The organism is Alteromonas sp. ABV4_515 (assembly GCF_056160345.1).
Genome location: NZ_JBSWWZ010000002.1, coordinates 334567 through 350570, shown reverse-complemented (window position 1 = coordinate 350570; position 16004 = coordinate 334567). Strand labels below are relative to the sequence as shown.

At 48.2% G+C, this 16004-nt stretch carries 14 protein-coding genes and 1 riboswitch; of the genes, 5 read left to right on the top strand and 9 right to left on the bottom strand.

The genetic code is table 11. The features are described from left to right. Window positions 1-8 precede the first annotated feature (8 nt). The 3 genes from ACXAGX_RS05865 to ACXAGX_RS05855 form a co-directional block, all read right to left on the bottom strand. On the bottom strand, window positions 9-350 hold the full coding sequence (locus ACXAGX_RS05865) for a hypothetical protein (RefSeq protein ID WP_474837173.1): 342 nt from the start codon (window positions 348-350) through the stop codon (window positions 9-11). 145 nt (window positions 351-495) lie between these two features. Next, window positions 496-885, bottom strand: coding sequence for a YybH family protein (locus tag ACXAGX_RS05860; protein WP_474837171.1), 390 nt, complete (start codon window positions 883-885; stop codon window positions 496-498). A gap of 232 nt (window positions 886-1117) precedes the next feature. Further along, window positions 1118-2161, bottom strand: a complete 1044-nt coding sequence (locus tag ACXAGX_RS05855) for an alpha/beta hydrolase (RefSeq protein ID WP_474821174.1) — start codon at window positions 2159-2161, stop codon at window positions 1118-1120. 252 nt (window positions 2162-2413) lie between these two features. Beyond that, a riboswitch (cyclic di-GMP riboswitch) is annotated at window positions 2414-2504 on the top strand. Between the two features lie 89 nt (window positions 2505-2593). Between ACXAGX_RS05855 and ACXAGX_RS05850 the strand changes: the two genes are divergently transcribed. From ACXAGX_RS05850 to ACXAGX_RS05840, 3 genes are all read left to right on the top strand, one after another. Further along, on the top strand, window positions 2594-3289 hold the full coding sequence (locus ACXAGX_RS05850) for an AAA family ATPase (protein WP_474821170.1): 696 nt from the start codon (window positions 2594-2596) through the stop codon (window positions 3287-3289). Continuing rightward, window positions 3249-3581 (top strand): ribbon-helix-helix domain-containing protein, encoded by a 333-nt coding sequence (locus tag ACXAGX_RS05845; protein ID WP_474837169.1) that lies wholly within the window; start codon window positions 3249-3251, stop codon window positions 3579-3581. The genes ACXAGX_RS05850 and ACXAGX_RS05845 overlap by 41 nt, the downstream gene beginning before the upstream one ends. A gap of 179 nt (window positions 3582-3760) precedes the next feature. Next, window positions 3761-4795, top strand: a complete 1035-nt coding sequence (locus tag ACXAGX_RS05840; RefSeq protein ID WP_474837167.1) for a GGDEF domain-containing protein — start codon at window positions 3761-3763, stop codon at window positions 4793-4795. 46 nt (window positions 4796-4841) lie between these two features. Here the strand turns inward: ACXAGX_RS05840 and prsR are convergent, their stop codons facing one another. From prsR to ACXAGX_RS05820, 4 genes are all read right to left on the bottom strand, one after another. Then, window positions 4842-6203, bottom strand: a complete 1362-nt coding sequence (gene prsR / locus ACXAGX_RS05835) for a PEP-CTERM-box response regulator transcription factor (RefSeq protein WP_070124961.1) — start codon at window positions 6201-6203, stop codon at window positions 4842-4844. A 48-nt stretch (window positions 6204-6251) separates the two neighbouring features. Next, on the bottom strand, window positions 6252-8282 hold the full coding sequence (prsK, locus tag ACXAGX_RS05830) for an XrtA/PEP-CTERM system histidine kinase PrsK (RefSeq protein ID WP_474837165.1): 2031 nt from the start codon (window positions 8280-8282) through the stop codon (window positions 6252-6254). Between the two features lie 39 nt (window positions 8283-8321). Further along, window positions 8322-9446 (bottom strand): beta-ketoacyl-ACP synthase III, encoded by a 1125-nt coding sequence (locus ACXAGX_RS05825; RefSeq protein WP_474837163.1) that lies wholly within the window; start codon window positions 9444-9446, stop codon window positions 8322-8324. Window positions 9447-9671: 225 nt separating this feature from the next. Further along, window positions 9672-11447 (bottom strand): choice-of-anchor I family protein, encoded by a 1776-nt coding sequence (locus ACXAGX_RS05820; protein WP_474837161.1) that lies wholly within the window; start codon window positions 11445-11447, stop codon window positions 9672-9674. A gap of 260 nt (window positions 11448-11707) precedes the next feature. Here ACXAGX_RS05820 and ACXAGX_RS05815 point away from each other — a divergent pair, with 260 nt between their 5' ends. Beyond that, on the top strand, window positions 11708-12505 hold the full coding sequence (locus ACXAGX_RS05815; RefSeq protein WP_474837159.1) for a M48 family metallopeptidase: 798 nt from the start codon (window positions 11708-11710) through the stop codon (window positions 12503-12505). A 63-nt stretch (window positions 12506-12568) separates the two neighbouring features. Here the strand turns inward: ACXAGX_RS05815 and ACXAGX_RS05810 are convergent, their stop codons facing one another. After that, entirely contained in the window at window positions 12569-13675 is a 1107-nt protein-coding gene (locus ACXAGX_RS05810; protein WP_474837157.1) for an NADH:flavin oxidoreductase/NADH oxidase, read from the bottom strand. Between the two features lie 125 nt (window positions 13676-13800). Here ACXAGX_RS05810 and ACXAGX_RS05805 point away from each other — a divergent pair, with 125 nt between their 5' ends. Then, window positions 13801-14715: a LysR family transcriptional regulator gene (locus ACXAGX_RS05805; RefSeq protein ID WP_474837155.1), complete on the top strand. Its 915-nt coding sequence runs from the start codon at window positions 13801-13803 to the stop codon at window positions 14713-14715. 49 nt (window positions 14716-14764) lie between these two features. Here the strand turns inward: ACXAGX_RS05805 and ACXAGX_RS05800 are convergent, their stop codons facing one another. After that, window positions 14765-15640 carry a mechanosensitive ion channel family protein gene (locus tag ACXAGX_RS05800; RefSeq protein ID WP_474821133.1) on the bottom strand — a complete coding sequence of 292 codons (876 nt, stop codon included), beginning with the start codon at window positions 15638-15640 and terminating at the stop codon, window positions 14765-14767. Window positions 15641-16004 lie beyond the last annotated feature (364 nt).

The window sequence follows — 16004 nt, the reverse complement described above, 5'->3', positions numbered from 1 at the left end:
TGAAAGTTCTAAGGTTGAGGTGGTGCACGTAGTAAGGGGCGGAACCAGCGAAACGCCGGTGTGAATAAAACGGAATAAACTGACTCACTTACAATGCCACGAAGGTGCCAGTGTACTGCCGGTTGAGGATAGTTTTGCTCCGTCCATTCAGTACCATTACCATCAAAGCTAACACGAGACGCTTTAGGTAAGGTTTGTCTTGAAGGCAGCAAATCTGTGCGCGAAAGTACCAGGCCGCCGTAATGCTCAAAAGGCGCGTAGTTCGTCGACGCATTACCAGTAAACCGATGACCACTGTTTGCTGCAGCAGCTAACACCAGGAACAACAAAAAAGCGGACACAAATTGCATGGTCCGGCTGGATTGCCTGTTCGGTAATGGTGTGTGATTCACGGTTTAATTCTTCTGTTTGCGGACGTAAGCATACGCAGACCGCATTATCTGTGCATCAGATATGGGAGCGAAGGGCTGAAATTCAATATCAGCCCTGCTGCCATTACACATAATCAATGAGATCGACACCAAAAAAGTTGTCGATGGCGCATTGCCATTCCCCGCTCTCATTTTTACGGAACACGTAAATGGCTTTTTTGTAGTCGCAGCCCATCTTGTCGATGGCCTGTTTGCTGTTCAGGTACAACTTACTGATCACCAACGCGGTATCGCCCGCTTCAATCACTACCTCATCACCATGGGACACTACATGTTCTGGCATATAACGAGACTTAAACTCATGTAACGCGCCGTGAATATCGCGGTGCTCAGAGATAAAAGGCTTATCTACCAGCACAGCGTCATCTTTGTAGAGTTGCTGCAATGCGGCGGCATCATTGCTATTTACAGCCTGATGCAACGCCTGTAATTGCTGGGATATTGGGTGGTTCATGATCTGTCGTCTCCTGATTTATAACCACGAAGACGAACAAAAAACCCGCCTTCGCGGCGGGTTTTAGTTAATTTATTTACGTACTAGCAAACCCGCCCATTTCTAAGAATAGCGAGTAGAATAATAAGAGCGATGTTAGTTGCCTTGATAGCGCTGGTAGTAAGGTTCATTATTTTTCCGGTACGTGATGCCTAAAAGGTAAGCGTTATGGCATGTGGAGTCAAATGGCTTTTTAACCTTTTTCCGCCACTTCATCAACAAAGCTGCCTAACATCATAATCATCTGCCGGAACAGCGGGTTTGCCTGCGGTGCGGCACAGTTGTCTCGCAAGTCCACGTTGCTATCGTCGAAATGCATGTCTACCACCATTTTGCTGTTAACTACGACATCGGCATGGCAAGTTTTAAAGCTCTCATCAATAACAAAGAAGGTATTTGTTTTGGTGGTCGTGTGCGCCATCAAGGTCTCAATTCCCACAATGGGCGTAGTGGTATCGGCCTGCGAATGGGCTGCAAATACCGGTATATCGATGGTCTTACCCTCTTCGTATTGTTCGCGTATATCGTTAATGACATCCATTAACTCCAACCCAGAGAAGCTGGCGATTGTCGGATATTTATATGGATTAGGCCCTTGGGTGACATAGGTACCGTCGATCATCCGTGCAACCAGGCTAATTCCCCAGATTTTTGACAACCGCTCTACCCCGCTATCCAGCGCCAGTGCACCAGAGAATAACATTAGCCCTTTGATATTATCCGGGTGATGAAGATAGTGCTGTACCGACAGCGCCCCACCGGTCGAAAAACCGCCGAGGAAAATTTCGTCGCCAAACTGGGGAGCCAGCGCCATAACATCATTCAAATGTGCAGCCCAGCGCTCATCGAGTTGGCTGTCACTCATTTCGTCGTCGGCTTCTAGCTGACCATGCCCGACGTTCAGCGGCACAATCACGTTAAACCCTTTGTCATACAGGAAGCGGGCAATGCCCGTCATATAAAAGGGCGAGTCACTCAGGCCGTGGAGCAGTACGGCCACTTTCGCGGTTTTATTTCCGTGATGAAGGATATAAGGCGCATTTCCATCGTTTCGCAGAGCCGGTGAACACACATCAAAACGCGTCACTGAACGGTTCATACAGGCTCGCACCTGCCCTAACCGCTCTTCATACAAATGACTGAAAGCGGCGAATCCGTCACTCAGTTCGTTTTCCTTTGCGGTTGTTGTGGCGCTGATAACCAACAACAGTGCACTGAATAAGGCAGCCTTAGACACTCGCCTCTCCTTCTCGCTGGTATAAATATTGATAACCTCTTAATAGTAACAGATAAAAACCGGTTTAGGATGGTTATACATTGGATAAACGGTGCGCAGATACGGTTTATTTGTACCGGTAGTAAAGAAATGAAAGGTATATTATTTTATCCCTGAATATTCCGTAACATGCGGCGGATGCATTCAGTTTTGACTACTATCTCACCAACTGGTTACTGCAGCCACAATCGGCTGTAATGCCTGTAGTAAATCTGTTGAAAAAGGCAAAGCGGCGTGAAAACCCGTGACGCAAAGCCTCCGGTCTACCGTCTGTGTAGCAGACCACGATAGCGGGGTTACCGAACAAGCATAGTTCTTCGGGACTTAGGTTCACTTTTTCAGTCACATTCATTAGCTGCAGTGGTTGCTGTAGCGAACGTTGAGGAACTGACAATGATCGTGTTAGTTGGTGGCGAAAAAGGCGGCAGCGGAAAAAGCTGTCTCGCACAAAACATCGCTGTATATTTACGAACTGAAAAAAATGCCAGCGTGCTGATGGTCGACTGCGACCCTCAACGCACCACGTCAGACTGGATACAGGAACGCAAGGCAAACGAAAAGTTACCTTCGATTAACTGCGTTCAGCTATACGGAAAGATCCGTAATGAGCTTCTCAGTCTGCGCGAACATTACGATTTTGTCGTTATCGACTGCGGTGGTCAGGATAACCTCGCTCTGCGCTCATCCATGGCGGTGGCTGACCACATTCTTATTCCTTTGCGTCCGAAACGTCGCGACCTGAAAACCGTACCTCATATGGAAGACATTTTATCGACGTGTAAAATGGTTAACCCCACTATGAATGCGGCGTTCGTTATCACCCAGTGTCCTTCCCTTCCTTCTCTGGCAAGTCGCATATTAGAAGCCAAAGAGGTCTGCCGCTCTTTTGAAGTGCCGGTGTTGGATGCCGTGACATTCAGTCGCAACATGTATGATGATTCTGAGGAATCCGGCCAGTCGGTAATGGAAAGTGAGCCTACCGGCAAAGCATCGACGGAAATTCGCAGTATTATCGAAGAGCTTCTGTCCCGGGGTAAGGGGGAATCTTATGAGCCTTTGCAGTCTCAAAAAATCCACGCTGTCAGCTAAACCTGCGGCGCCAGTCAGTATTGATAGCTTTATTGATGATGCGCTCACCTACGCTGCAGGTAAGCCTTCAGGTGCAAAACTCTACGCGTTGCCAGAACCCGCACCCGTTGTTACACCGTTGCCTACGGGCCCCATGCGCAGAGCCACCTTCACGCTAACTGAAAATGCCATAGATAAACTGAGTGAGTTATCAGAAACGACCGGGATATGTCGTTCCAGATTAATCAGGATCTGGATTGAAAAACAAATTAACGGCGAGATAGCGTCTGTACTCACCGACAATACCCCCTGATTCTTCTGCCTTAATAACAAGGCAATTCACAATACGGAGTGACATGGAGTGCTCTCCGGCCACCCAGGGAAGCATTTACTGCTTCCCTTTGCTGTTAACTTTTTCAAGACAGGATGATGATGAAGAGTTTCTGGTACCGCAGTATTTTTGTTCTCACTGCGTTTTGTAGTGTTTGTGCTGTGGCAAATTCACAAGACTATGACCTGGCCGATAACACCACACAGGCATTCAGTAAGCAACTGACTGAAGAACAAGCTGCCTACCTGGCAAAAACCAGTGCCGATGCTAAGTTGGCAATTCGTACCCTCTCACTTGAAAAGCAACAGTTGGTGGCAACACAGGAACTCGCAGCACTCAGACAGCGCAGTTTGTATAATATGTTTGTATTAGGTTCGTTGGTATCAGCCCTTTTGCTCATCTTTTTATGCTGGGGGCGCTACGAACAATATCGTCAAAACCGTTTCCTTGCTGCACAGATAAAAGCCCGTACCAGTGAACTCGAATTAAAAAATACCGAATTAGAAGCGGCCAACAAAGCTTTGGAAAGAGTGAGCATGCGCGATCCGCTCACGGGGCTGAACAACCGCAACTTTTTGAATGCCCATCTTCCTGGTGAGATTACGCGAGTGCAGCACTATTACGCCAGTACCAAGCATCTACAACATGCTACCAAACAAGATCTGCTGTGCTTTCTGGTCGATATCGACCACTTTAAACGGATTAACGATGTATACGGTCACCTTGCTGGCGACCAGGTCCTCGTACAGTTCACTCAGGTGTTAAAAACGCTTTTTCGAAGCACCGATCTGTTAGTGAGATGGGGAGGAGAAGAGTTTCTGATCATCTGTCGGCAGGCCGACAGAAGAGAATTGACCGATTTGGCAAATCGATTGATTGAAGCGGTAAGGCAAAAGCGGTTCATTGTGGCGAACGGAGAGGTTATCCATCTTACCTGCAGTGTGGGGTTTTCGGCATTGCCGCTATGGCCGGAACGTTCAGCTGCATTCAGTTGGGAGCAAACCTTTTCTCTCACCGACTATTGCCTGTATGCCGCGAAAATTTCTCAGCGGGATTGTTGGGTTGGCGTGGAAAACGCGACTGGCGCGTTTCACCCAACAGATGAGCTTACGCCCCTTGCGCATAGATTTGGTATTAGCGGCACAAATGTCAAAACGTCGTTGAATAATCTAGCCAGCATCTACTGGCCAGATTAAGCGTTTATTGTAACGCCTCAACAACGAGGCTTCACGTATACGCAGACTAAACGCCAGTCTTAATGTCTTCCATGTGATATTTATCAATCAGGGAATACAGTGTAGGACGGGTAACACCCAGTAACTCCGCTGTTTTTGACATGTTTTTGTCTGCCGTTTGGTAGGCTCGACGAATGGCACGGCTTTCCGCCATTTCTCTCACTTCGCGTAAATTCAGCGTTTCTGGCTCAGCATCACCTCGCGGTGCCATTAAGCCGAGATCTTCCGCTTGCACCACCGAGCCTTCCGCCATAATAACCGCAGACTTCAGCTTATTTTGCATTTCACGAATGTTGCCAGGCCACTTGTGCGCCAGCATGGCTTGAATTGCGTTGTCTGAGAAACTTTTCGCTTTCGCGTTAAACTCTTCTCGATAGGTGTTTAGGAAGGTGCGCGCCAACAGAATAATATCCTGTTCCCGCTCCCGTAAAGGCGGAATGAAAATAGGAATTTCACCTACGCGATAATACAAATCCTCACGGAATGTTTCGTCGGCAACCATCTGTTGTAAATCACGGTGCGTTGCACAGATAACCCGAATATCAACCGGGATTTCGGCGCGGCCACCTACTCGCTCAATCACTCGCTCCTGTAAGAAACGCAGCATCTTAGCTTGCAGACCAATGGGCATATCACCTATTTCATCGAGGAACAGTGTACCGCCCTGGGCCGTTTCGATTTTACCCAGAGTGGTTTTGTTAGCGCCGGTAAATGCGCCCTTTTCATAACCAAACAGCTCACTTTCCAGCAGGTTTTCCGGAATAGAGGCACAGTTGATTGCAACAAAAGGCTTGTCTTTACGGGGGCTATGTTCGTGAATGCTGCGTGCAAACACTTCCTTACCGGTACCACTTTCTCCCTGCAGCAGTGTGCTTATGTCGGTGCCAGCAATCTTCTCCGCTTTGCGCATTACCGCTTGAATGGCATCGGAATTACCAATGATTCGGCCCATGGCAGGACGCGCCTTCGCCAAGATCCGGTTTTGGTGTTCCAGGTTGGCCAGGTTCAATGCACGCTGCACCAACAACTTGATGGTGTCTGAATCTATTGGCTTTTGGTAAAAGTCGTAAGCGCCAAGGTCGATGGCTTTAAGCGCATTTTCTTTATCGTTATTGCCTGTTACCACAATCACTTTTGTGCGTGGTGCCAGTGCCATAATTTCTTCAAGGGTTTTAAGCCCTTCTGACGCATTGGCGGGATCAGGCGGCAAGCCAAGATCCAAAGTTACAACCTTCGGTTCGTGACGACGTAACTGAGCAATAGCCGAGGTTCTGTCATCAGCAAAGACCACATCGTAATCAGTAAAGCTCCATTTCAACTGTTTTTGGATGCCGAGGTCATCGTCGACAACAAGAATCGTATCGGTCATTCTTAAAATTCCATAAATAGTATTTCGTTATGGGAACAATGCGTGTTGTTAGTCCAGTGGAAACACCAGGGTAAAACAACTTCCCTTTCCAACTTCGCTATCTACCGACAATTTTCCGCCAATAGATTGCATATAATTTCGTGCGTCATAGGCGCCAATCCCCATGCCCGCGTTTCCTTTGGTGGTATCGAATGGCTTAAACAAGCGCTGTTCTATAAAGGCTTCGTCCATGCCACACCCGTTGTCTTCTATACGCACAATTTGCTGCTGGCTGGCTGGGTCGCATTCGAGAGTGATGCGCACAAACCCTTCTGAGGACGTTGCTTGTTGCGCATTGCTTACCAGATGGTACATCACATTACTGAATTTCTCAGGATCGACCACTACATTTTCTTCGCTTTCTACTTCAATGGTAGGTAGAGGCTGCAAAGACTGACAACGGCTATCCACTAGGCGGTTGATCAAATCGGAAAGCTTATGGGCCGAAAACACACCGGTTTCATCAACCTTCTTCTCCGTAAGCTGGCGCAACATTTTATCCATTCTAGCCTTAGTATAATGCAGGGTTTCAAAGGTATCTTCAATAAACTCTGGGTTATGCTTATGCTGCTCGGCATTACACAGAATAAGGTCGATTTGCGCCATGACGTTTTTTAAATCATGTAAGACGAACGCCGACATGCGGTTAAACGCAGCGAATTGCGCATTTTCTGCTACGGCGTTGGCGGCTTCATGGTGAAGTAAGTAAGTACCAACCTGCTCGGTAACCGCGTTAAGATAGTCCCGCACTTCCCAGTTCAGTGCTAGCGCTTCGCTTTCTTTGGTTTTCAACAATGCGAAGCCCCAAATTTTTTCGCGATTGAACAATGGCAGCGCCAGTTGAAAACGACAGGTTTTAAGCCTTTCCCGATCAAGTTGTAAACCATTATATTCAAACGGCTTAGACGCATATTCTTCAATATCTACCAGCCAGTTAGTCTGCTGGCAGAATGGCATGAGTTGCTTAACAATGTCGGCTTCTTCCGGCAACAGCTTGTCGAAATTGTCATTGGCAACCACATCAAAATCAATGCCGTTAGATTTAAGCAGTAACCCATTTTCATAGTTAATCGCCCCGAGCAGCCCGTGAAGCGCATTGCCGTAAACGTCTGGGGCGGTGCTACCGTCTGTCGACGAGAGTGCTTGCGTGAGCTTTACCCACTCTACCCGGTAGTCAAATTGGTTAGCGAAGAAGTGTTTGGTTATAAACACTTTAATGCGGGTACGAATACTGTTCGAAATTACCAGCGTGATCAGCAATGCCATCGACAGCACTACCAGCACGGTCTGAATGGTTGAACTCCAATTACCGCCGATAAAATTCACCACATAACCCGCTAACGCCATCACCAGCAAGTAAATACCTGCCACCAGCAGTAAAGAACTGTGCAGCACCACTTCCCGGGAGATAAAGATATCGACGCCCCAGTGCTTAATGCGACGAATAGCGACAATCAGTAATGGCATCATCATCAAATAAATGAAACCACGGGATACGAGATAGATAAGCTCTATTTGCGTGACCATGGTGGCATTCGCATACATGACGAACTCAAACAAATGAATGGCTCCCAGGTACAGTACCAGCGGCTTGAACGCCCACTGGTTCTCGCCAGATTGACGATAGAGCACCTCAAGTAAAATGAGCACTTCTAACGACAAAACGGTTAAAAACAGGAATTGCCAGGTATGCGGAATAACGGTGATGAGTGGCGCCACCAGCGCCAGAGCGGGCGGCGTGAGGATTGCAATGGTGGCAGGCCGTCGTAGCACCTGCCAAAGGTTGTCAAAGTTGTCTTGCAGACAACCGGCAATAAACAACAGCCAAACGAGTTGCTTCAGTGAGTCTGCGATGAGCAACTGTTTCACGGAAATAGGGCCGGTGAGCTGAGTAACAAAACTCAGCGACCACACCATGGTTGCCATGGTAGCAAGTACCAGCAAGTGTTTGGCAAGCCCTGACTTGCGCACAGTGAACAACAGCAGCAAAAGCACAAAATACCCGGCTGCATTCAGACCGTAACCAATATCAGAAATCATGACTTCCCTATTTCATCGTTCCAACGCGTGTCGCGCTTATTATCGTTTTTTTATTACCAGGCTGCCGATAGAGTAACCCGCGCCGAAAGAACATAGTACGCCAACATCTCCCGCACTGAGATCTTGATGATGTAACGCGAAGGCGATAACCGACCCTGCAGACGCGGTATTGGCGTAACGGTCTAGCACGATGGGGGCTTCGTCGGCGGTAGCGTCGCGCCCTAAAAGGCGCTTGGCAATCAACAAATTCATATTGATGTTGGCCTGATGCAACCACCAGCGACGCACATTTTCGGGCTTCAAGTCATGTTTAGTCAGGTGGTCTTCTATATGGTTGGCCGCCATAGGACAAACCTCTTTAAAGACTTTCCGACCCGCTTGATGAAATAGCTTATCTTCGCCATAAGGGTCTGCGTCGGTTGCTCGGCTCATGTAGCCAAAGTTCGAACGAATATTGTTAGAAAACTGGGTGACCGCTTTGGTACTTAAAATTTCAAACTGATGCGCAGACGAGGCCGTTTCTGCAGATTCCAGCACGGTAGCCGTTGCTACATCACCAAAGATAAAATGGCTGTCACGGTCGGTGTAATTGACCTGCGGTGACACCAGTTCTGGGTTGATAACCAACACTGCCCGAGCGTTCCCCGAAGCCACCATTTCCCAGCCTCTATGCATACCAAAGGTTGCCGCGGAACAGGCAACCAGCATGTCAAAACCAAAGCCCTTAATGCCTAACTGGTTTTGCACTTCAATGGCAATAGCTGGGTACGAACGCTGGGTGTAAGCACATGATACAATTACCGCGTCGATGTCTTCAGGCGATTTATTCGCCGCAGCCAACGCTTTTTTGGCAGCCTCAAGGGCAATTTCGGCCTGCTGTGACAGCTCGTCGTCGCCGCGTTCAGCAATATCGGGGCGCATACGATTTACATCAAGGGCTCCCTCTTTGCAGTAGATATATCGCTGTTTAATACCCGATGCTTTTTCGATAAATTCTGCGCTGGAATGGGGTTTAGCAGTCAATGTACCTGCTTCAATGTCTGCCGCATTTTCTTCATTATATTTATCTGCGTAGGCATTATAGCTGGCAACCAGTTCTTCATTGGTAATAACGTGTTGTGGAGTCCACAGACCCACGCCACTAATAACAACGTTTTCTGACATGAATAGCTCTCTTTTTATCTGTCGTGACACATGTGTTGTTGTGAAACCTGCATGGCTAAACGTTAGACTTCACGCAGGCTGGAGCAAAAACCGTTCAGGCAAATCGGTTGGGTTTTGCGTAGCTTAGCGTTTTAGACATCAAAAGTCATGGCACTTCAGATAAACAAAAACCCGGGGCCGTTACCGGAACCCGGGTTGATCTTGTAAGTAAAATCGTCGAACAGGTTAGTTCGCAGTGACCTGCCAAAGTGTAACAGAACCACTCACTTCGTTGCCGACAATCAGCAGAGGTTCACCGGTAGGACTTTGTTCCGCCGTAACAAAAACAATGCTTTCCGGCGCCAGATCGCCAATACCATCGTCAACCGTTAACCCTTCAGTTAAGTCGCGGTTAATCGCGTATGCTGAGAAGCTCACGTTATAAGGATTGGTAACGTCATAAGCGAACAGTCCGCCCATTCTCTCCAGGCCAATAAACGCATAAGTACGACTACCAATTGTGCCTACCGCAATCGCTTCTGGCTCTGGCCCTTTGTTTTCAGAACGACTGTCACCTTCGTTTTCGTCGTCGCCATTATTGAACGCCGCACCGTGCACCGACGCCGTGATTCGCTCGAAATCGTCACCAGAGTCGTAAACAACCTGACCGTTCTGATCCCAGATAGTGAAAGAACGGGCACCATAGGTGTAAGCAGCATCGAATTCACCGTCGCCATCGGCGTCGCCCATCGCCGTGGTTACACGCAGGTCGTCTGCTTCACCGTTGGCCTGTAGCATGGCAAGCTCAGAGTTGGTTGCAGCAGTCAGATCTTCAATTTTTGCTTCATCGGTGTACGCCAGGCAGTCACCGTCGTCAAATTCCAGTCCACCAGCAGCCAAACAAGCAGCTTCATTATCTGCCTCGAAAATATATTCGCGGGCGTCACCTTCGTTCGCCGTCAGCAGGAAGGTAGCGCCGTTCCATTCCATTTTGGTAATCGTGTCGGGCATGTATACGCCGTAAAGACCGTCGTACTGGCCAAAGCTGACTTCGCCGTTCTCCTGAACATCAATTTGGTAGTCGCCCCAGTCTTTCACGCCCAAACCGATAATGCTGATGGTCATCGCTTCTAAGTCAACAACTGCAACGCCGTTGTTCTCTTGTAAAGAAACATACGCCATGTCGTTGGTGGCAGTGATGTATTCAGGTTCAAGATCCATGGCAACCGTGGTAGCAATGGTGACACCATTGATGGTACGACCGGAAGGGTTAGGGAACATCATACCCATGGCTTCAAGTTCAGCCTGGCTGTCGTTGAAGCCTTCGAAAGTTAGCGTAGTCGCCGAATCTGCCGGTACGCCATCTGCGACATTGATCACGCTAATTGAACCTTCCGGGTCGATGGTGTAATCGTCAGAAGGCTCACCTTCATTTGCCGTAAGCACTTTTGTGCCATCGGGTGTGAATACCACGTTGTCAGGCAGGTTCCCTACTTCAACCGATGAAAGCAACACGGGGGCGCTATCGTTAAGGCCGCTATAGAAGACAACAAAGCCGTTGTCACTTTTTTCGTCCGCTGGAATAGCTACGGCCAGTAAGTCATCGAACACAGCAATGCTGGTGAGGCCAGCTAAAGCAACGCCATCAATTTCTGTTGGCAGTTCAATAGAGGTATTGGTCAGGTTGGTAGAGGAAGTGGGTGCTTCCAGCGCTTCGCTGGTAACATCCGAAATGCTGATAACCGAGATGGTGTCAGACTCGCCATTGGTGGCGTACACTGTTTGCGTGCCCGCGTGATACTGGACAATTTCAGCCGCTCCTACACCGCCAACAACAGCGCGACCGACGACTTCCAGGTTCACACCTAAGCTGGCATCCTGACCGTCGGCACCGCTAACGCCCTGCTCACCCTGAGCACCTTGGGGGCCTTGTGCACCATCATCGCCATCCAGGCTACATCCGGTTAATGCGGCTGACACCATGAATGCCAGTACACCCATCTTATATTGGTTATTCAACATGCTGTTTCCTCTGATCATTATTATTTGTAATGTGATGAGTGCACGACTTGCCTTCATCAAAAACACATCAACCTAAGGAATCCCTATGACAACTGAACGACAGTTCTGTGACGTATTTGTTGCAGTCGTTTAGGGGATGACGATGGGAAATTAAAAACTCTTTCAACTAATCTCACGTAAAACTTAGTTCACAATATCAGTGATATTTAACAGACACTTCGTTTAGACTTATGTGGATGAACACGTAGACAAGGAATACTATGAAACTGCGGATGAAAACACTGGTCGCTGCCGGGCTGGCGACTTTACTTACGGCTTGTGCCACGTCACCTACGGGACGTAATCAGGTACTACTGTATTCTGAGCCGCAAATGGCCGAAATGGGCGCGCAAGCCTTTACCGGCATGAAAGAAGAATTGAAGATATCCAGCAAGCAGGTAGAAAACAGCTATGTGCAGTGCGTGGCGAAATCGATCACGCCTTACGTACCCGAATCTGTGTTCGACGGTGAATGGGAAGTCGTTGTGTTCCAGGATGAACAGGTGAATGCCTTTGCCCTTCCCGGCGGAAAAATTGGTGTTTATACCGGGCTTCTTGACGTTGCCAAGACACAATCGCAACTTGCTGCGGTTATCGGTCACGAAATTGGCCACGTCATTGCTCACCATGGTAATGAGCGTATGTCCACTTCTACCTTAACGAACCTTGGTACCCAGGCGGTAGCCCAGGTGATTAATTCTCAGGAAGTGGCCTATAGTGGTGCGATTATGGCGGCAATTGGATTAGGCTCACAGGTGGCAATCACTTTACCTTTCTCTCGCGCTCACGAATCTGAAGCCGATCTTATTGGTCTGGCGCTGATGGCCCAGGCTGGTTTTGACCCGCGGGAATCGGTTACCTTGTGGCAAAACATGGAAGCGGCTAGCGGTGGCCAACGACAAATGGAAATTTTATCGACTCACCCGGCACCACAATCGCGTATCGCGAATTTGCAGGCAAACATGAATGCGGCAATGGCGGATTATCAGAAAACCGCTACTCGCCCCAAGTGCAAGTAATATCATGAAAAATCCCGACGAATGCCGGGATTTTTACTTTACAGCCCCAATCACCCTAAACGATCATTCTGTTTCCGCTGGCGCATAACGCTCAAGCCAGTGGGCATAAGAAGCTGGCAACACCCACGAAGGCTTGTCTTCGCCCAATGCTTTGGCAGCCATGTAGCTCCAATGGGGATTCGACAGATGGGCGCGTCCAATCATCACCAAATCAAGCTGTTCTTTTTCTACCGTGCCATTCGCCAGAGCAGGTGTATCGACACCCCACGCCGTCGCAACCGGCACACCCGCTTCACGGCGAACCCGCTCGGCGACTGGCGCAAGAAACGCCGGTCCCCATGGGATTTGTGCTTCTGGCGTGTTAAAGCCAATGCTAACGCTGATAAAGTCGGCACCGTTGGCTTTGAACTGCTTGATCAGTTCAATGGATTCAGGGAAAAGCGTGTCGTCAGAGCCGTCGTATTCCACCACACCAAAACGGATAGTGAGCGGCAGATTTTGCGGCCATACTTCCCGCACGGCTTGCAAGGTTTCTAGCAGGAAACGCCCGCGATTTTCAGCATTGCCGCCGTATTCATCCTCTCGCTGATTCGCAACTGGAGACCAAAAGCTTTGGGCCAGATAACCATGGGCAAAATGCAGTTCCAACCATTTAAAACCGGCTTCAACAGCACGTTTAGCAGAGGCAACGAAGTCAGCTTTAACCCGGTCGATATCCTGCTTCGTCATTTCAGCAGGCGTGCGTGGCAGGTTAACACCAAAGGGAATAGCCGACGGACCAATAATATCCCAACTGCCTGGCTCGCCAGACGGAATATGATCATCGCCTTCCCAGGGCTTGTTTGCACTGGCTTTTCTTCCTGCGTGACCAATTTGAATACCGGGTACTGCACCGGCAGCTTCGATATTCGCTGCAATGCGACGCAGGCCGTCTATTTGTCCATCTTCCCATAACCCTAAGCACGCCGGTGTTATGCGCCCTTCTGGAGAAACACCGGTTGCCTCCACGATAACCAAGCCTGCACCACCACGGGCAAGCGACGCATAATGCGCCTGATGCCATTCATTGGTGTAACCGTCTTCTGCCATATACTGACACATAGGTGGTACAGCAATTCGGTTTCGTAGTGTTAGGTCTTTAACTGAAAAAGCGCTGAATAATGCTGCCATTTAATTTCTCCGCTGGTATTTGTTGGTCGAGCGTTAGCCACCCGACAGAAATCGATTGTAAAGGAGATATAGGGGCGGATCTGTGTTTTAATAAATGAATATTTTAAAAGATCTAATTTTAAAAAATGAATATTGCAGGCAAAGATTTCAATTTACTTTATTTGTTTACGGTTTTATACGAAGAACGCAGCTTACAGCGCGCCGCCACTCGCATACGCTTGAGTCAGCCGGCAATGAGCCACAAACTCAATAAACTCCGAGCTGAGTTCGACGACCCGCTCTTCATTCGCACGGGCCGCGGATTCACCCCTACACCGAAAGCGCATCAAATGGCAAAGGATGTATGTTGCCTGGTGAAAAGTCTGGAGCAGTTTTATCTTCGCCACGAAGCAAAAGAGCTGCACACCCGCGTCGATCAAATTCATATTTATGCCACCGATTTTATCGAATGGCTGTTGTTACCCTCATTACTAGATCGTGTTCATGAGCACACGCCGAATGTGAAAATCATTTGTCATAACACGGTGGGGCAATTGCCGCAGGCTGCACTGGAACAGGGTGAATGTGATATTGCCATCGCGGGCTTTTTCAGAAAGGCACCAGAGCATTTTTATCGCCAGCCTCTTGCTCGATTTCCGTTTAAGGTGGTATGTGACAAAGAGGTGAATCCGCAAGCGGCGCCAATTACCGCAGAAAAGTATGCCGCTGCTCGTCATGTTGTTTCAACCATGACCGGCGATCTTCGCAGTCCTGTGGATGAGGCTTTAGAATCACATGGCTTAAATCGTCAGGTTGTTTCAGGTGCTTCAGGGTTTCTCAATCTACCTGATACTATCGTTGGCAGAACCTTGTGGCTTACCTGTCTCGCTCCCATTGCCGACTATGCCACCCAACGACATCCCCAATTACTAGCGCAAAATTTACCGTTCGACGTACCGCCCATTCAAATAGAACAATTGTGGCATCCGCGCACGCAGGAAGATCCGTTACGAAAATGGATACGACGACAAATCAAAGAGATTTTTTCGCAATATGAATGAAAAAACCCGGCAAGTGCCGGGTTTTGATGTGTTATGAAAAAATGCGCTATCAGGCAGACTGAGACGCTTTTTCCTGTTCGGCAACACGGTCTGCTTCTTTGTAGAAGTGAACATCCATTTGTGGATAAGGAATGGAAATACCTTCCTCATCGAAGCGTAATTTAACCGCTTCGGTAAATGCCAGGCGCACAGCCAGATTATCTGATGCCTTAACCCAAGGACGAACGGTAAAGTTAACCGAGTTGTCACCCAGTTCAGCAACACCAATCAGGCACGCAGGCTCTTTCAGAATGCGCTCTTCGCTGTCGACCAGTTCTTGCAGAATGCTTTTTGCTTTCAGAAGATCATCGTCGTAACCAATACCAAACATCATGTCACAACGACGGGTATCTTTCGCAGAGAAGTTAGTAATGTTGTCGCTGTAGATTTTACCGTTAGGAATGGTAATTTCTTTATTGTCCAGCGAGGTCATAACTGTGTGGAAAATACCGATCTTTTGTACGATACCTTCTGTTCCTGCTGTTGCAACATAGTTACCTTGCTTGAACGGTTTGAATACCAGCAGCATCACACCCGCGGCAAAGTTTTTCAGTGAATCCTGAAGTGACAAACCAATCGCTAAGCCCGCAGCACCAACAATCGCTACCAGCGATGTGGTATCTACACCTAACTGGTCAAGCGACGCTACAATAACGAACAGCATCAATATGGCTGAGACGATAGACTCAACAAAGTTGATCAACATGTCATCGTATTTAGATTTCGCCATCACACGACGGAAAATCGAAAGTAGCAGGCCAACGATGAGTCGACCGATAACGAATATGGCCACGGCCATGGCAATATTGATTGCCCACGGAATAGCATAAACGTTGATATAGCGTTCAATGTCATCAGCAGTGAACAAAGACAGGTTTTCTTCCATACAGGTTTCCTTTTTGTGTAGCGCAAGCTTTACGTTAGTGCGGGTTTACGATAGCAACTTTGAACTAGATCACGCAATGTTTCTGGCCAGCTTTTAAGTACATACGTTGGTATGAATGGCCATTATGTACCACAAGCGCAAAAATTATAATATTTCTGTCATCCGCAATCGCTATATTCAGTGCTTCGCGAACTTAGCTGATGGCTTCGCAAAAGCGTGTTTCTTAACCTTATGAATTTTGGACTAATTACAAAATCGTATAATTTCAGCGCATTTTAAAGCTGGTATTTACGTCCAATTCGTCTAACATTCGATTTCACCAACGCTTGCTGGGCAAGACTTGGTAACTGGAAATACAGCCAGA